Origin of the sequence: Exiguobacterium sp. J17977 (genome assembly GCF_018616375.1) — a bacterium.
GTDB classification, from domain to species: domain Bacteria; phylum Bacillota; class Bacilli; order Exiguobacteriales; family Exiguobacteriaceae; genus Exiguobacterium; species Exiguobacterium mexicanum.
In genome coordinates this window covers 404,938-420,105 of record NZ_JAEQBB010000002.1, presented here as the reverse complement: position 1 = coordinate 420,105, position 15,168 = coordinate 404,938, and the positions used below count along the sequence as shown (strand labels likewise).

The 15,168-nt window shown below is 55.2% G+C and carries 15 protein-coding genes; 14 read left to right on the top strand and 1 reads right to left on the bottom strand.

Features of this window, described 5'->3' with window-relative positions; genetic code table 11:
- Positions 1 to 63: 63 nt before the first annotated feature.
- The 9 genes from sdaAB to rnc all read left to right on the top strand — a co-directional run bounded on the left by sdaAB (position 64) and on the right by rnc (position 8,100).
- On the top strand, positions 64 to 726 hold the full coding sequence (gene sdaAB / locus KNO58_RS05685) for an L-serine ammonia-lyase, iron-sulfur-dependent subunit beta (RefSeq protein WP_214752252.1): 663 nt from the start codon (positions 64 to 66) through the stop codon (positions 724 to 726).
- A gap of 12 nt (positions 727 to 738) precedes the next feature.
- On the top strand, positions 739 to 1,626 hold the full coding sequence (gene sdaAA / locus KNO58_RS05680; RefSeq protein ID WP_021067085.1) for an L-serine ammonia-lyase, iron-sulfur-dependent, subunit alpha: 888 nt from the start codon (positions 739 to 741) through the stop codon (positions 1,624 to 1,626).
- Positions 1,613 to 3,643, top strand: a complete 2,031-nt coding sequence (recG, locus tag KNO58_RS05675) for an ATP-dependent DNA helicase RecG (protein WP_214752251.1) — start codon at positions 1,613 to 1,615, stop codon at positions 3,641 to 3,643. Before sdaAA ends, recG begins: the two co-directional genes overlap by 14 nt.
- A 92-nt stretch (positions 3,644 to 3,735) precedes the next feature.
- Complete coding sequence (gene fapR, locus KNO58_RS05670) at positions 3,736 to 4,305, top strand: transcription factor FapR (RefSeq protein WP_214752250.1); 570 nt, start codon at positions 3,736 to 3,738, stop codon at positions 4,303 to 4,305.
- Positions 4,302 to 5,291, top strand: a complete 990-nt coding sequence (plsX, locus tag KNO58_RS05665; protein WP_214752249.1) for a phosphate acyltransferase PlsX — start codon at positions 4,302 to 4,304, stop codon at positions 5,289 to 5,291. Before fapR ends, plsX begins: the two co-directional genes overlap by 4 nt.
- Before the next feature lie 18 nt (positions 5,292 to 5,309).
- On the top strand, positions 5,310 to 6,230 hold the full coding sequence (gene fabD, locus KNO58_RS05660) for an ACP S-malonyltransferase (RefSeq protein WP_214752248.1): 921 nt from the start codon (positions 5,310 to 5,312) through the stop codon (positions 6,228 to 6,230).
- Positions 6,223 to 6,963 carry a 3-oxoacyl-[acyl-carrier-protein] reductase gene (fabG, locus tag KNO58_RS05655; protein WP_021067090.1) on the top strand — a complete coding sequence of 247 codons (741 nt, stop codon included), beginning with the start codon at positions 6,223 to 6,225 and terminating at the stop codon, positions 6,961 to 6,963. Before fabD ends, fabG begins: the two co-directional genes overlap by 8 nt.
- Positions 6,964 to 7,022: 59 nt before the next feature.
- Positions 7,023 to 7,262, top strand: coding sequence for an acyl carrier protein (gene acpP, locus KNO58_RS05650; protein WP_021067091.1), 240 nt, complete (start codon positions 7,023 to 7,025; stop codon positions 7,260 to 7,262).
- 58 nt (positions 7,263 to 7,320) lie between these two features.
- Positions 7,321 to 8,100, top strand: a complete 780-nt coding sequence (gene rnc / locus KNO58_RS05645) for a ribonuclease III (protein WP_214752247.1) — start codon at positions 7,321 to 7,323, stop codon at positions 8,098 to 8,100.
- 51 nt (positions 8,101 to 8,151) lie between these two features.
- Here the strand turns inward: rnc and KNO58_RS05640 are convergent, their stop codons facing one another.
- Positions 8,152 to 8,346, bottom strand: a complete 195-nt coding sequence (locus KNO58_RS05640) for a DUF1128 family protein (protein ID WP_021067093.1) — start codon at positions 8,344 to 8,346, stop codon at positions 8,152 to 8,154.
- A 115-nt stretch (positions 8,347 to 8,461) separates the two neighbouring features.
- On the opposite strand from KNO58_RS05640, the gene smc reads away from it, so the two are divergent.
- From smc to rpsP, 5 genes are all read left to right on the top strand, one after another.
- A complete protein-coding gene (smc, locus tag KNO58_RS05635; RefSeq protein ID WP_214752246.1) occupies positions 8,462 to 12,019 on the top strand; it encodes a chromosome segregation protein SMC in 3,558 nt (1,185 codons plus the stop codon).
- Entirely contained in the window at positions 12,016 to 13,017 is a 1,002-nt protein-coding gene (ftsY, locus tag KNO58_RS05630) for a signal recognition particle-docking protein FtsY (RefSeq protein WP_021067095.1), read from the top strand. The genes smc and ftsY overlap by 4 nt, the downstream gene beginning before the upstream one ends.
- 96 nt (positions 13,018 to 13,113) lie before the next feature.
- A complete protein-coding gene (locus KNO58_RS05625) occupies positions 13,114 to 13,437 on the top strand; it encodes a putative DNA-binding protein (protein WP_021067096.1) in 324 nt (107 codons plus the stop codon).
- A gap of 11 nt (positions 13,438 to 13,448) precedes the next feature.
- Positions 13,449 to 14,789: a signal recognition particle protein gene (ffh, locus tag KNO58_RS05620; protein WP_021067097.1), complete on the top strand. Its 1,341-nt coding sequence runs from the start codon at positions 13,449 to 13,451 to the stop codon at positions 14,787 to 14,789.
- An 81-nt stretch (positions 14,790 to 14,870) separates the two neighbouring features.
- Positions 14,871 to 15,146 carry a 30S ribosomal protein S16 gene (gene rpsP / locus KNO58_RS05615; protein WP_021067098.1) on the top strand — a complete coding sequence of 92 codons (276 nt, stop codon included), beginning with the start codon at positions 14,871 to 14,873 and terminating at the stop codon, positions 15,144 to 15,146.
- The last annotated feature ends 22 nt before the right edge of the window (positions 15,147 to 15,168 follow it).

Here is a 15,168-nt window from a genome sequence, read left to right as displayed (position 1 = left end):
GCTGTAACTCAGCCCTACCTTCTGTATAATGAAGGTAGGTTTTTTTTGAAAGGGGGAAATGCGATGAAATATCGCAGTGTGTTTGATATCATCGGTCCGGTCATGGTCGGTCCATCGAGTTCGCATACGGCCGGCGCCGCACGCATCGGTCTCATGGCTGGGAAGTTGTTCGGGCGAACGCCACGACGCGCGCACATCACGTTTTATGGGTCGTTCGCCGATACGTATCGGGGGCACGGTACCGATGTCGCCATCGTTGGCGGCATCATGGGCTTCGATACGTTCGATTTGCGAATCCCACAAGCGCTCGACATCGCGCGTGAGCGCGGCATCGAGGTCGTCTTTGAGACGAGCGATGCGTTGACGGACCACCCGAACACGGCCCGGGTCCACCTTGAGGATGAGGACGGCACGTTTGAAATCGTCGGGATTTCAATCGGCGGCGGGACCATCGAAATCACTGAGTTGAACGGATTCCCGCTCAAACTGTCAGGTGGCGGCCCGGCACTCGTCGTGTTACATCACGATCGCTTCGGGGCGATCGCGGCCGTGACCGGCATCTTGGCCCGGCATGAGTTAAATATCGGGCATATGGAAGTGAGTCGTCACGAGAAAGGCAAGCAAGCGCTCATGGCGATTGAGATTGATGAACACCTATCAAAAGACGTGTTAGCGGAAATTGAGCGGTTACCTCAAATCGAGCGGGTAGCCATCTTTGGGGAATAAGGAGAAACCAATATGTTTAAATCAGTAGAAGAATTAGTCAGAACGGCAACAGAGCGAGGCATCCCGATTTCAGAAGTGATGATCGAGCAAGAAGTGCACGTCAGACGCTCGACGCGGGAAGAAGTCGTCGGCATGATGGAGCGCAATCTAGAAGTGATGGAAGAAGCAGTCGCCCGGGCACTTGAAGGCGTGACGTCCGTGACGGGTCTGACGGGGAACGATGCCGTGCTCATGACCGACTATATCCGTTCCGGCAAATCACTCGCCGGCGACTTGATTTTAGATGCGGTCGCAAAAGCGATTGGCACGAATGAAGTCAATGCGGCGATGGGACGCATCTGCGCGACCCCGACCGCCGGAAGCGCCGGCGTCGTACCGGGTACGTTGTTTGCGGTCAAAGAACGTCTAGAGATGGACCGTGACGCGATGGTCCGCTACTTGTTCACATCAGGGGCGTTCGGTTTCGTCGTCGCCAACAACGCCTCGATTTCGGGAGCGGCTGGTGGGTGTCAGGCCGAAGTCGGCTCAGCGACCGGGATGGCCGCCGCGGCCATCGTCGAAGCGGCCGGCGGGACGCCGGAACAATCGGCGACTGCGTTTGCGATCGCACTGAAAAACATGCTCGGTCTCGTCTGTGACCCGGTGGCAGGGCTCGTCGAGGTGCCGTGCGTCAAACGGAACGCCATGGGCGGGGCGAACGCCATCGTCGCGGCCGATATGGCCCTTGCCGGGATCACGTCACGGATTCCATGCGACGAGGTCATCTCCGCGATGCATGAGATTGGCCAGATGATGCCGACTGCATTGAAAGAGACAGCGCGTGGCGGTCTCGCCAATACGCCGACGGCACGCCGTCTCGAACGAAACATCTTTGGAGAGAAAGAAAATGTCCAGAAGTGAGGCGTTGACGACGCTGAAAGGGGTCGGGCCAGAGATGGCCAAAAAATTAGAGACGATGGGTCTCGAACGAATCGAGGACGTGCTGGAGCACGTCCCGTTTCGTTATGAAAATTATAATAGCGGCACGGTGACGACGGCCATCCACGGCGACCTCGTCAAATGGAGCGGCACCGTCCAGGCGGCACCGCTCGTGCGCTATTACAGCAAAGGCAAGAACCGGCTCCAATTCCGCCTGTTGCTCGAGGAGCGTTATGTCGTCCACGTGACGATGTTCAACCGGGCCTTTTATAAAGATAAGCTCGCACTCGGCGCCACGGTGACGGTCAAAGGGAAATGGGATATGAACCGGATGACGATCAGTGCGACCGACCTCGAGTTCGGTGAGCTCTCGGATGGGTTGCAACCGATTTATTCGCTCCGGGCCGGACTGACCCAAAAGAATTTCGGACGCATCGTCAAACTCGCATTCGAACAGACGACCTCGTTCGAGAATCGCCTGCCCGAATCGATTCGGCAACGTTATCGTCTCGAGGACCGGGAGACGATGTTGAAAGGGATGCATTTCCCTGATTCTGTCGAGACGTATAAACAGGCACGCCGAAGTTACGTCTATGAAGAGTGTCTGCTCTATCAATTGAAACTCCAGGCGTTCCGTAAGATGGAGCGGGCGGGGAAAGGGCGCGCGCTCACGCTCGACAAGCAGCGGTTAAACGAGTTCGTCAAACAGCTCGCATTCCCGTTGACAGGGGCACAGACGCGCGTCATCCGGGAGATCGTCGGCGATTTAGAAAAGCCAGAACGGATGAATCGGTTGTTACAAGGGGATGTCGGGAGCGGAAAGACAGTCGTTGCCGCGATCGCCTTGTATGCGACGGTGTGCGCCGGCTATCAAGGGGCACTCATGGTCCCGACGGAGATTTTGGCCGAACAGCATCTCGCCTCGTTGCAGGCGCTGTTCGAACCGTATGGCATACGCGTCGGGCTACTGACGAGTTCGGTCAAAGGCAAGGCCCGGAACGAATTGCTTCAGGCGATTAAAGACGGCGACGTCGATATCATCGTCGGGACGCACGCCTTGATTCAAGGACCTGTCGAGTTTTCACGTCTGCATCTGGCGATCACCGATGAGCAGCACCGGTTCGGGGTCGAACAGCGGAAGATGCTCCGTGACAAGGCGGAGCTCGCCGACGTGCTCTATATGACGGCGACGCCGATTCCACGCACGCTCGCCATCAGCGCTTTCGGGGAGATGGACGTCTCGACGATTGATGAGATGCCGGCCGGCCGGAAGCCGATAGAGACGTATTGGGCTAAGACCGATCAAATCGACCGGGTCCATGCGATGGTGAACCGTGAGCTCGCCCTCGGACGTCAAGCGTACGTCATCGCGCCGCTCATCGAGGAATCGGACACGCTCGAAGTCGAGAGTGCGACCGCGCTCTATGACATGTTACGGGAGCGTTTCCCGAATTACGCGGTCGGTCTCATGCACGGTAAACTGTCGAGCACCGAGAAGGACGAGGTCATGAAGGCGTTCGCTAGCAACGCCCTCCAAATCCTCGTCTCGACGACGGTCGTCGAGGTCGGGGTGAACGTGCCGAACGCCTCGCTCATCATCATCCACGACGCCGAACGATTCGGCTTGGCGCAACTGCACCAGCTGCGCGGGCGTGTCGGTCGAGGCGCCGATCAATCTTATTGTATATTGGTAGGGGATCCAAAGTCCGACGTCGGGAAACTTCGTTTAAAGACGATGACCGAGACGAACGACGGATTCGTGCTGGCCGAGAAAGACTTGGAACTCCGCGGGGCCGGTGACTTCTTTGGGACGGCCCAGAGCGGTCTGCCGAGCTTCCGCGTCGCCGATCCGGTACTTGATTTAAAAGTGATGGAAGTGGCGATGCAAGACGCCGTCCGTCTGCTCGGGAGCGAGGCGTTTTGGCACGAGGCGACGTATGCCCCGCTCCGGCAGTATTTGAAACGACTCGACTTACTCGTCGGAGAACGATTGGAATGACAAACAACACTTGAAAATAACATCTAAAGAATATATACTGCTATTAGTACCAGGTATTAAGTTCTTTAGCATAGAGTTTAGGAGGGAACTGAATGCGGGTACCTAAGAAAGAGCGGCAACGCTTATTGCAAGAAACGATTGATCGCAACCCGTTCATCAAAGACGAAGAGCTGTCGAAACAGTTTGCCGTCAGTATTCAAACGATTCGGCTCGACCGGATGGAGTTAAAGATTCCGGAAGTGAGAGAACGGATCAAGCACGTTGCCTCAGAACACCTCGATGAAGTGAAGTCGCTCGCCATGAGCGAGGTCATCGGTGATATGATTGACTTGAAGCTCGATGAATCGGCCATCTCGGTTTTCGACATTGAGAGAGAACACGTCTTTAGCCGCAATGAGATTGCCCGGGGACACGTATTGTTCGCCCAGGCCAACTCGTTAGCGGTGGCGCTCATCAACGATGAATTGGCGTTGACCACTAAAGCGGACATCCGGTTTAGTCGCCAGGTCCATCTTGGAGAGCGAGTCGTTGCCAAGGCTCGTGTAATCAAACTACGTCGGGACGGAAGAACGGACGTCACAGTGGATAGTTATGTCGGCGAAGAGTGTGTCTTTAGCGGAGACTTCACAATCTATCGTCGCGGTGAGGAGGAACAGGCATGAAATTAGCAATCGATGCAATGGGCGGGGATCATGCCCCGAAAGCGATCGTGGAAGGCGTCAAACAGTTTGCCGACGCGTTCCCGAATGAGCAGATGGAACTGTTTTTAGTCGGAGATGAGGTCAAACTCGCCTCTTATGGGTTGACCGACCCGCGAATCAAAATCGTTCCGGCAAGTGAAGTCATCACCGGAGACGACGAACCGGTCCGGGCCGTCCGCCGTAAAAAGGACAGCTCGCTCGTCGTGGCGGCCAAACTCGTCAAAGACGGAGAGGCCGACGCCCTCGTCTCGGCCGGGAATACCGGCGCCCTCATGGCGGCGTCACTGTTCGTCATCGGACGGATTCCCGGCATCGAGCGTCCCGCGTTGTCACCTACGTTCCCTACATATACGGGTAGCGGTGTCGTCATTTTAGACGTCGGGGCCAACCCGGACGCGAAGCCTGAGCACTTGGTCGACTATGCGATCATGGGCTCGCTCTACGCAGAGCACGTCCGCGGCGTCAAACGTCCGCGCGTCGCGCTACTGAACATCGGGACCGAGGCTGGGAAAGGAAACGCCCTCACGAAAGAGGCGTACCCCCTCCTTGAACAAGCACCGGTCCACTTTGTCGGCAACGTGGAAGCACGTGAGGCGATGTCCGGTGACGTGGACGTCATCGTCACCGAAGGGTTTGCCGGAAACATTTTGCTTAAAGGTGTCGAAGGCTCGTCATCGATGCTCATGAAGATGATGAAAGAGCAGTTCACGAGCGATTTCGTCTCGAAGCTCGCCGCTCTCGTCTTAAAACCGAAGTTGAAACGATTGAAACAAACATTAGATTATCGGGAACACGGTGGAGCCGGTTTATTCGGCATCAACGCCCCGGTCATTAAAGCGCACGGTTCGAGCGATGCGCTCGCCATCATGAGCGCGCTCAAACAGGCGAAAATCATGGTCGATCACGACGTCGTCGCGAAGATCAAGCAAGCCAAAGCCATAAACTAATTTAAAGAAGGTGAGTACATGGGGAAAACAGCATGGGTATTTCCAGGACAAGGGTCACAAGCCGTCGGCATGGGCCAAACGTTCCTCGACAATCCTGAACAACTGCACGCGATCAGCCGTCGCCTCGGATTTGATTTACTCGACGCCATGGCGGCAGGATCAAAAGAAGAGCTTCAACGGACAGAACTGGCCCAACCGGCCATCGTGGCGCATGCGGCATCACTCGCACAAGCTCACGCCAAAACAGGGGCCGCGCCAGACATGGTGATCGGTCACAGCGTCGGAGAATATGCGGCACTCGTCATCGCCGGCGTCATCGATTTGGAAGAGGCGAGCGTGCTCGTCCACGAACGCGGTAAGCTCATGTCAGAAGTGAAGGATGGGACGATGGCAGCCGTCATCGGGATGACCGATGTCGACGAGGCGTTCCATGTGACGGAGAAAATCAGTGCTAGCGGAAACCTTGTACAAATCGCCAACTACAACTGTCCGGGTCAGTTCGTCATCTCGGGACACGTCGACGCCGTCAAACAAGCCGAGACGGAATTGAAACAGGCCGGCGCGAAACGCGTCTTGCCGCTCAACGTCTCTGGAGCGTTCCACAGCTCGTACATGATGCCAGCCGCGACACGGTTCAAGGACGTGCTCGCCTCGTCACCGTTCAAGCCGGCGGCGATCGGGATCATCTCGAACGTCGATGCCGATTTGCATACCGACCCGGAGAAATTGAAAGCACTCCTCACCGAGCAACTGTACGCCTCGGTCCGATTCGAGGCATGTGTCCGCAAAGCGATTGACGCTGGCGTCGACACGTTCATCGAATTCGGTCCGACGTCGCCATTGTCAGGTCTCATCAAGCGAATCGATGCGAACGTGACGATCAAACAGGCGACGACGCTCGAAGAGGTGGCCGCGTTAGGAGGAGAAGTACGTGCATGACCAAGTTGCAATCGTGACAGGCGCATCCCGGGGGATCGGGGCCGCCATCGCGAAGCGTTTAGGGGAAGACGGCTTTCGGGTCGTCGTGAATTACTCGGGTAGTGTTGAGAAAGCAAAGGCTGTCGTCAGTGAGATTGAAGCGAACGGGGGCGAGGCGATCGCCGTCAAAGCGGACGTCTCGAACGCGGATGACGTGAAGGCGCTCATCAAGACGACGGTCGACACGTTCGGCCGTATCGATTGCCTCGTCAACAATGCGGGCATCACGCGTGACGGACTGCTCATGCGCATGAAAGAGGCCGATTTTGACGATGTCCTGTCGACGAACTTGAAAGGTGCATTCTTGACGTCGCAAGCTGCGACGCGGACGCTCTTGAAATCGAAGTCGGGTCGTATCATCAATATCGCCTCGGTCGTCGGCATCACGGGCAATGCCGGACAGGCGAACTATGCGGCCGCCAAAGCCGGGCTCATCGGCTTGACTAAATCGGTCGCGCGTGAACTCGCCGGACGCCATGTCACGGTGAACGCCGTCTGCCCTGGATTCATCCAGACGGACATGACTGATGCCTTGACCGACGCCCAACGTGAGGCGACGCTCGGGCAAATCCCGTTCAACCGTTTCGGCCAAGTCGAGGACGTGGCGAACGTCGTTTCATTCCTCGCTTCCCACCAAGCGGCTTACGTGACGGGTCAGACGATCGCCGTTGACGGTGGGATGACGATGGCTTAAAATCAGAACTTTACCAATCGAATCACATTTTATATACTTTAATTTGGAGGGATTTTATCATGACAACAGAACAAATCTTAGTAGACGTACAAGCAGCAGTGGCAGAGAAACTCGGGAAAGATGTATCTGAGATCACAGCCGACAAATCATTCAAAGATGACCTCGGCGCGGATTCGCTCGAAGTGATGGAAATGGTCATGGACCTTGAAGACAAGTTCGATATCACAATCGAAGACGAAGATGCAGAGAAACTCGCAACTGTCGGCGACGTTGTCGCTTACATCGAAACTAAATTGTAATCAAGCCTCCCACCGCTCGTCATGAGCGGTGGGCTTGTGCTTATTCACGGAGGGAACTATGACAAAGGACAAGCGACGGTTTGACCGTCAAGTGTCGGCGCAGCGACGCCGACGAAATGAGCTCGAACGGTCTCGCATTCTCGAGCAGTTCAAGACACTTGAAGAACGGTTATCCGTTCGATTTACAAATCAAGACTTATTGATGCAAGCGTTCACCCACTCCTCATACGTCAACGAACAACGCGGTCTGAAAAAAGACAATGAACGCTTAGAGTTTTTAGGCGATGCGGTGCTCGAGTTGACGGTGTCTCGATTTTTGTATGAGACGTATCCGGAGCGCTCCGAGGGGGAATTAACGAAGTTGCGGGCGGCCATCGTCTGTGAGCCATCGCTCGTCAACTTCGCGGAAGCCTATGCTTTCTCTGATTTTATCTTGCTTGGGAAAGGCGAAGAGTTAACCGGCGGTCGCAAGCGTCCGGCGTTACTCGCCGATGTGTTCGAATCTTACATCGGTGCACTCTATCTTGACCAAGGGATTGAACCAGTCGAACAGTTCCTCGCCGAAGCGGTTTTTCCGAAAGTCTTAGCCGGTGTGTTTGAAGAACAGACCGATTATAAGAGTCAGCTTCAAGAGAGCGTGCAACGTGAAGGGCTCGGCCCGGTCTCGTACACGATTATCGAAGAGCGCGGCCCGGCCCATAGCCGGGAGTTCGTCGCCCATGCCCGTCTGTCCGACGATATCGTCGGGGAAGGCATCGGTCGGTCGAAAAAAGAGGCCGAACAGCTCGCGGCGAAAGAGGCGTTAATCGAATTCAACCGGCAATACGCCGGACTGTAACAAAAAAAGGAGTGGACCGCTCAAACGGTCCACTCCTTTTGTGTCATCTTGTTACGTCAATTGTCCAAGTTCTTCGACGATTCCGTCGACTTCAGAGATGGACAGTGACGAGCGGTTCATCACATAGTCATAAATCTCTTTGACGGCCGAGGCGTCAGCACGGTTATATTCTTCCGCTTTAATGGCGCCGCGGTTGATGATATTCATTTTGTCGAGAATTTCCTCAATCATTTGTTCGTTCGTCATCGGTCGTACCCCTTTCTACAGTTCTTTTTAGAATAGCATGATTCTAGCATTTTGACGAACTGGCAACTGTGGTAAAATAAACAAATGAATGCTTACTGAGGATAGGATGGTCACGATGCACTTAAAACGAATCGAACTCGCTGGCTTTAAATCATTTGCCAAGCGGATTGAACTGGATTTTCGTCCCGGCGTCACAGCCGTGGTTGGACCGAACGGGAGCGGAAAATCAAATATATCGGACGCTGTTCGCTGGGTACTCGGTGAGCAGTCGGCCAAATCGCTCCGCGGAGCGAAAATGGAAGACGTCATCTTTGCCGGCAGTGAAGGGGAGAACCATCGCAACGTCGCCGAAGTGACGCTCGTGTTGGACAATACAGACGCCCATTTGCGGCTGCCGTACGAGGAAGTGAGCGTCACGCGCCGTGTCACGCGGAGCGGCGACAGCGATTACTTCATGAACAAGAAGCCGTGCCGACTCAAAGATGTGATCGACCTGTTCATGGATACGGGTCTGTCGCGTGATGCGTTCGCCATCATCGGCCAAGGACGGGTCGAGCAGGTCATCTCCGGGAAACCGGAAGACCGCCGCGCCGTCATCGAAGAAGCGGCCGGCGTCTTGAAATACCGCCAGCGTAAAAAACAAGCAGAACGGAAACTGCAGGACACCGAATTGAACTTGTCCCGCGTCGACGATATCTTGTATGAGCTCGCCGACCGGGTCGAACCGCTCCGTGAGCAAGCCGCACTCGCCCGTGAGTATCAAGTCGCCAAAGCACGGCACGATGAGCTCGAGACGGGCATTCTCGGCGCCGAGATCACTGAACTCGGCACCGGAATCACTCGCACGAACGAACAACTCGGGACGGCGTCCGCCCATCTCGCCGAGCAAGACGGCGCGTTGACCGCGATTGTGGCGGAACGGACGGAGCTCGAGGCGACACTCGCCGCCGATCGGGAAACGCTCGACACGCTCCACCAAGATGAACGGGCGCAGGCGACCGAACTGGAACGGTTGACCGGCGAAATCAAGCTCGCCAAAGCCCGCGAAGAGCACGGGGCGGAAACGAAAGAACGCCTCGAACGCCAGCGGGTCGAGTTGGCCGAAGAGACCGAACAGTTGACGCAGAAATTGCACGTGGCCGAGGCGAATTTGGCGTCTAAAACCGAGGCGTTACATACCGTCGAATCGGCACGCGTCACACTCGACACACAATTGACGGCAGCGACACGTGATTTTAACGCGGAAATCGAACAGCTCCAAGGCGAGGCGTTCGAACTGGCGACGACTCGCGCCACGCTCAGCAATCAACAGAAGCGGGAACGCCGTGATATCGAGCAAGCCGAAGAAGCGAAAGCCCGCCTATTGCGTGAGAACAAGGATCGCCTCGATGTGCGGACCGAACAGACGGCTTCGCTTGAGGCCGAGCAGGCTCGTCTCGACGAAGCGCGGACGACGTGGGAAGGGCTGCTCGCACAAGAAGCCGATTTGACCGAGCAAGAGACGACACTGCGGGACAAACTGGCCCGGGCCGAGCAGTCGTATCACGACCTCGACCGCCGGCGCCAGAAGACCGAGGACCGCATCGAATTGCTCGAGCGGATGAAGCAGTCGTATGAAGGCTACTTCCATGCCGTCAAATTCGTGTTGAAAGAACGGGGACCGGGCGTGCTCGGTGCGGTCGCCGAATTGATTCGCGTTCTCCCATCTTACGAGGCCGCCATCGAGACGGCGCTCGGTCAGACGCAACAACATATCGTCGTCGAGACGGATGTCGTCGGTCGCCGAGAAATCGATCGGCTTCGCAAGGCAAACGCCGGACGGGCCACGTTCGTACCGATGACGAGTGTGAAGGAACGTTACGTCCCGAGTGAAGTCGCGCACCGGCTCGAATCAGTCGACGGATTCGTCGGCATCGCCGCCGATCTCGTCGAGACAGACCCGGCCTTCGACAAGTTGAAACGGTCCCTGCTCGGTGCCGTCATCGTCGCCAACTCACTCGAGGTGGCCAACCGGATCGCCCAGACGACCGGATATCGCTATCGCATCGTCACGCTCGAAGGGGACATCGTCAACGTTGGCGGATCGATGACCGGGGGAAGCCGGAAGCAAGGCGTCGCCTTGTTCACGCAATCCCGTGAACTCGACGACTTGAAGCAAGGGTTGACACAAGGACTGGCCATGCTTCATGAGCAACAGTTGCGCGTGACGACGTATACCGATGAGATGTCCCGCTTGCGGGAGTCGCTCCAGTCAATCAGGCTCAAGAAGCGTGAGGCCGAAGAGACGCTCCGTTCGACGGAACAGGCGTACCGAAGCCTTGAACGGGTGTCACAAGACGCCAAGGCGCAACTTGAACTGTTCGACCATGAGATGGCCCGCTATGCCCATACGATTGAAGCCGCGACGAATGAATTGACGCGGCTCGCCCAAGAGCTCGAGGCGACCGATGTGAAACAGGCCTCGATTCGGACCGAGCTCGAGGCGCTTCGTGGTGAGCAGGCGAAAGGTGCCGCGACGACGGGGCAATTGCAAGAAGCCATCCGTCAGAACGAACTCGATCGCCAACGGCACATGCTCGATCTCGACCGAGTCCGCTCGGAAGTTGAACGGCTCGAGGCCGAGGTAGCCAAACAGACGGCACGCCTTCAGCAAATCGAGCGTGAGCTCGAACATGTGGCGAGCGGCCGGGTCGTCTCTTCCGCCGAGCTCGAGCTCGAACATGTCGAGGCGGTCAAACAGATGGACGTGCTCAAAGCGCGCCTGACGCAACAGGTGAACCAGCTTCACGCGAAAGAAGAATCGTACCGGATTCTAAGGCAGCGCGAACAACAGGCGACGGACGTGCGCCGTCGACTCGATGCGGACGTCCGTAAACTCGAGACCGACGTGAACGAACTGGAGTTGAAACGGAAGTGGAAACTCGATGCGCTCGATGAACGTGGACTCGTCTTCGAATTGCTACCGACGCTCACGATTCCGCTCGATGAGGCGAAAGAGGAGTTCAAACTGCTCGTCCGTCAAATCGAGGAAATCGGTCCGGTCAACTTGAATGCGATTGAAGAGTTCGATCTCGTCAATGAACGGTTCATGTTCTTGTCTGAACAGCGGGACGACCTCGTCAGCGCCAAAGAGGACTTGTATGACATCATCAACGAGATGGACCGCGAAGTGACACGGTTGTTCAAAGAGACGTATACGCTCGTCCGCGGTCACTTCAAACAGACGTTCCACGAACTGTTCGGTGGCGGCGAGGCCGATTTGAAATTGGTCGACGAGTCCGACTTGCTCAATACGGGCATCGATATCGTCGCCAAACCACCCGGGAAGAAACTGCAGACGCTCAGTCTGCTCTCAGGGGGAGAACGGGCCTTGACGGCGATTGCGCTTTTATTCGCGATTTTGAAGACGCGTCCGGTGCCGTTCTGTGTACTCGATGAAGTCGAGGCGGCGCTCGATGAGGCGAACGTCCATCGGTTCGGGGAATATATCCGGACGCTGTCGATCGACACGCAATTCGTCATCATCACGCACCGGAAAGGGACGATGGAGGCGGCGGATACGCTCTATGGCGTGACGATGCAACAAAACGGGGTCTCCGAGGTGCTTTCGGTCGAATTATCTGAAGCGAAGCGCGTCGTCGAGACAGAAGAAGAGATGGAGGAATTAAGTTGAGTTTTTTTAAGAAGCTAAAAGATAAATTGACGACCTCGACGCAAGAAGCGTCACAAAAGTTTACCGATGGCTTGACGAAGACCCGCGACGGGTTCGCCAATGCCGTCAACGATCTCGTCTATCGGTTCCGGGAAGTCGATGAGGATTTCTTCGATGAACTCGAGGACTTACTCATCCAGGCGGACGTCGGAGTGACGACGACGATGGACCTTGTCGAAGATTTGAAAGAAGAAGTGAAGCGCCGCAACTTGAAAGATCCGGTCGCCGTCCGCGACGCGCTCGTTGAAGTCGTGGCGAAGCGACTCCAAGAGGACGAGTCGGACCGTGAGCTGAACATGCAAGACGGCTTGACGGTCATCTTGTTCGTCGGCGTCAACGGTGTCGGCAAGACGACAACGATCGGCAAGCTTGCCCATCAATTGAAGTCGGAAGGCCGTTCGGTCATGCTCGCGGCAGGCGACACGTTCCGGGCCGGTGCCATCGACCAGCTCCAAGTATGGGGCGAACGCGTCGGAGTCCCGGTCATCCGTCAAGCCGAAGGTTCCGACCCGGCCGCGGTCGTGTTCGACGCCGTCCAGGCAGCGAAATCACGTGGCGTTGACGTCTTGATTTGTGACACGGCCGGACGTTTGCAAAACAAGGTCAACTTGATGAACGAGCTTGAAAAAGTGAAACGGGTCATCGAGCGCGAAGTGCCGAACGGGCCGCATGAAGTGTTGCTCGCGCTTGACGCGACGACTGGGCAGAACGCGATGGTCCAGGCGAAGGCGTTCAAACAAGCGACGAACGTGAGCGGGATTGTCTTGACGAAGCTCGACGGCACGGCCAAAGGCGGCATCGTGCTCGCGATTCGAAACGAGCTCGATATCCCGGTCAAATATGTCGGGCTTGGCGAGAAAATCGATGATTTGCAGGCGTTCGACCCGGAACAGTTCGTATACGGATTATTCGGGGACATCTTCGAAGAAAAACAACAGACAAACGATGACCTCGCCTAAGTTTCTCTGTTAAGAAAAAAACTTGACAAGAGCTAGGGACGGCTGTACTATTGGTAGTTGTAAAGGGATTTCACTTAACATGTGGAGGTGGAGGTCATGTCGCTCGAAAAGACGAATCGAATGAACTACTTGTTCGATTTTTATCAAGCACTGCTCACACCGAAACAGCGCAACTATATGTCTCTTTATTACCTAGATGACTACTCGCTCGGAGAGATTGCGGAAGAGTTTGAAGTCAGCCGTCAAGCGGTCTACGATAACATAAAGCGTACCGAAGCGATGCTTGAGCAGTATGAGGAGAAGTTGGCCTTGTTCGAGAAATTCGAACAGCGGCAACAACTGCTTCAGACGCTCAAACGTCAAGTCGAGCATTCGCCCGACGCGACGGAAACGATTTCGGCGCTTGAGAATTTAGAGTAGGGGGCTGAAGCATGGCATTTGAAGGATTATCCGAACGGTTGCAATCGACACTGGCGAAAATGCGGGGGAAAGGTAAAATTTCCGAAGCAGATGTCAAAGAGATGATGAGAGAAGTTCGTCTCGCTCTCCTTGAAGCCGATGTCAACTTCAAAGTGGTCAAACAGTTCGTCAACGACGTGAAAGAACGGGCCATCGGCCAAGACGTCATGAAATCGTTGACACCGGGCCAACAAGTTGTCAAAATCGTTCATGAAGAGCTAACGACTTTGATGGGAAGCGACGTCGTCCCGATCACATTTAACCCAAAACCACCGACAGTCGTCATGATGGTCGGGTTACAAGGTGCGGGGAAAACGACGACGACCGGGAAGCTCGCGAACTTGATTCGCAAAAAGCATAACCGGAGTCCACTTCTCGTCGCGGCAGATATTTATCGGCCTGCGGCCATCAAACAGCTCGAGACACTCGGCAAGCAACTCGATTTACCGGTGTTCTCACTTGGCGACCAAGTGAAGCCGGAAGAAATCGTCACAAAAGCGCTCGAGTACGCCAAAACCAATCATCACGATTTCGTGTTGATCGATACGGCCGGTCGCCTTCACATCGACGAGACGCTCATGGGCGAACTCGAAAACGTGAAGACGATTGCCAAACCAAATGAAATCTTCCTCGTCGTCGATGCGATGACGGGTCAAGATGCGGTCAATGTGGCCGACAGCTTCAATGAGAAACTCGGAATCACCGGCGTCGTGCTCACAAAGCTCGACGGTGATACACGTGGTGGGGCAGCCCTTTCAATCAAGGCAGTCACGGGAGCGCCGATTAAGTTCGTCGGTCTCGGTGAAAAGTTGGATGCCCTCGAACCATTCCACCCGGAACGCATGGCGTCACGGATTCTTGGGATGGGGGACGTGCTCACGCTCATTGAGAAAGCCGAGTCACAGATGGACCAAGATGCCGCGAAGGAGCTTGAAAGCAAAATTCGCGATGCATCGTTCACGTTCGATGATTTTATCGAGCAGTTGGGTCAAGTGAAAAATATGGGCCCAATTGATGAATTGCTCTCGATGTTACCTGGTGCAGGTAAGATGAAAGGGTTGAAGAACGTCCAAATCGACGAGAAGCAACTCGATCATGTCGAGGCGATCATTCGCTCGATGACGAAGCATGAGCGCTCCAATCCTGAAGTGCTCAACGCGAGTCGTCGCAAGCGGATCGCAAAAGGGAGCGGTCGTTCCATTCAGGAAGTGAACCGTCTCATCAAACAGTTCGATGACATGAAAAAGCTCATGAAGCAGATGTCAGGACAAATGAAAGGGAAGAAAAAAGGTCTCGGCCTTCCGTTCTTCTAAGAAAACTTTTGTCAGTCGGGCAAAAAAACAGTATACTATTAAAGTTGTCAATTCTTAAACACATGATGGAGGTATATTACCATGGCAGTTAAAATTCGTCTCAAGCGCATGGGCGCAAACAAATCACCTTTCTACCGGATCGTTGTAGCTGATTCACGTTCACCACGTGATGGCCGTTTCATCGAACAACTCGGTCACTACAACCCGGTTGCAAAACCAGAAGCAGAAGTTCGCATCAACGAAGAACTCGCTCTCAAATGGTTGGCAGACGGCGCGAAGCCATCTGACACAGTACGTAACTTGTTCTCTAAAGCAGGGATCATGGAGAAATTCCACAACGCGAAAAACGCGAAGTAAGGATGTGGCCGACCTTTTATGA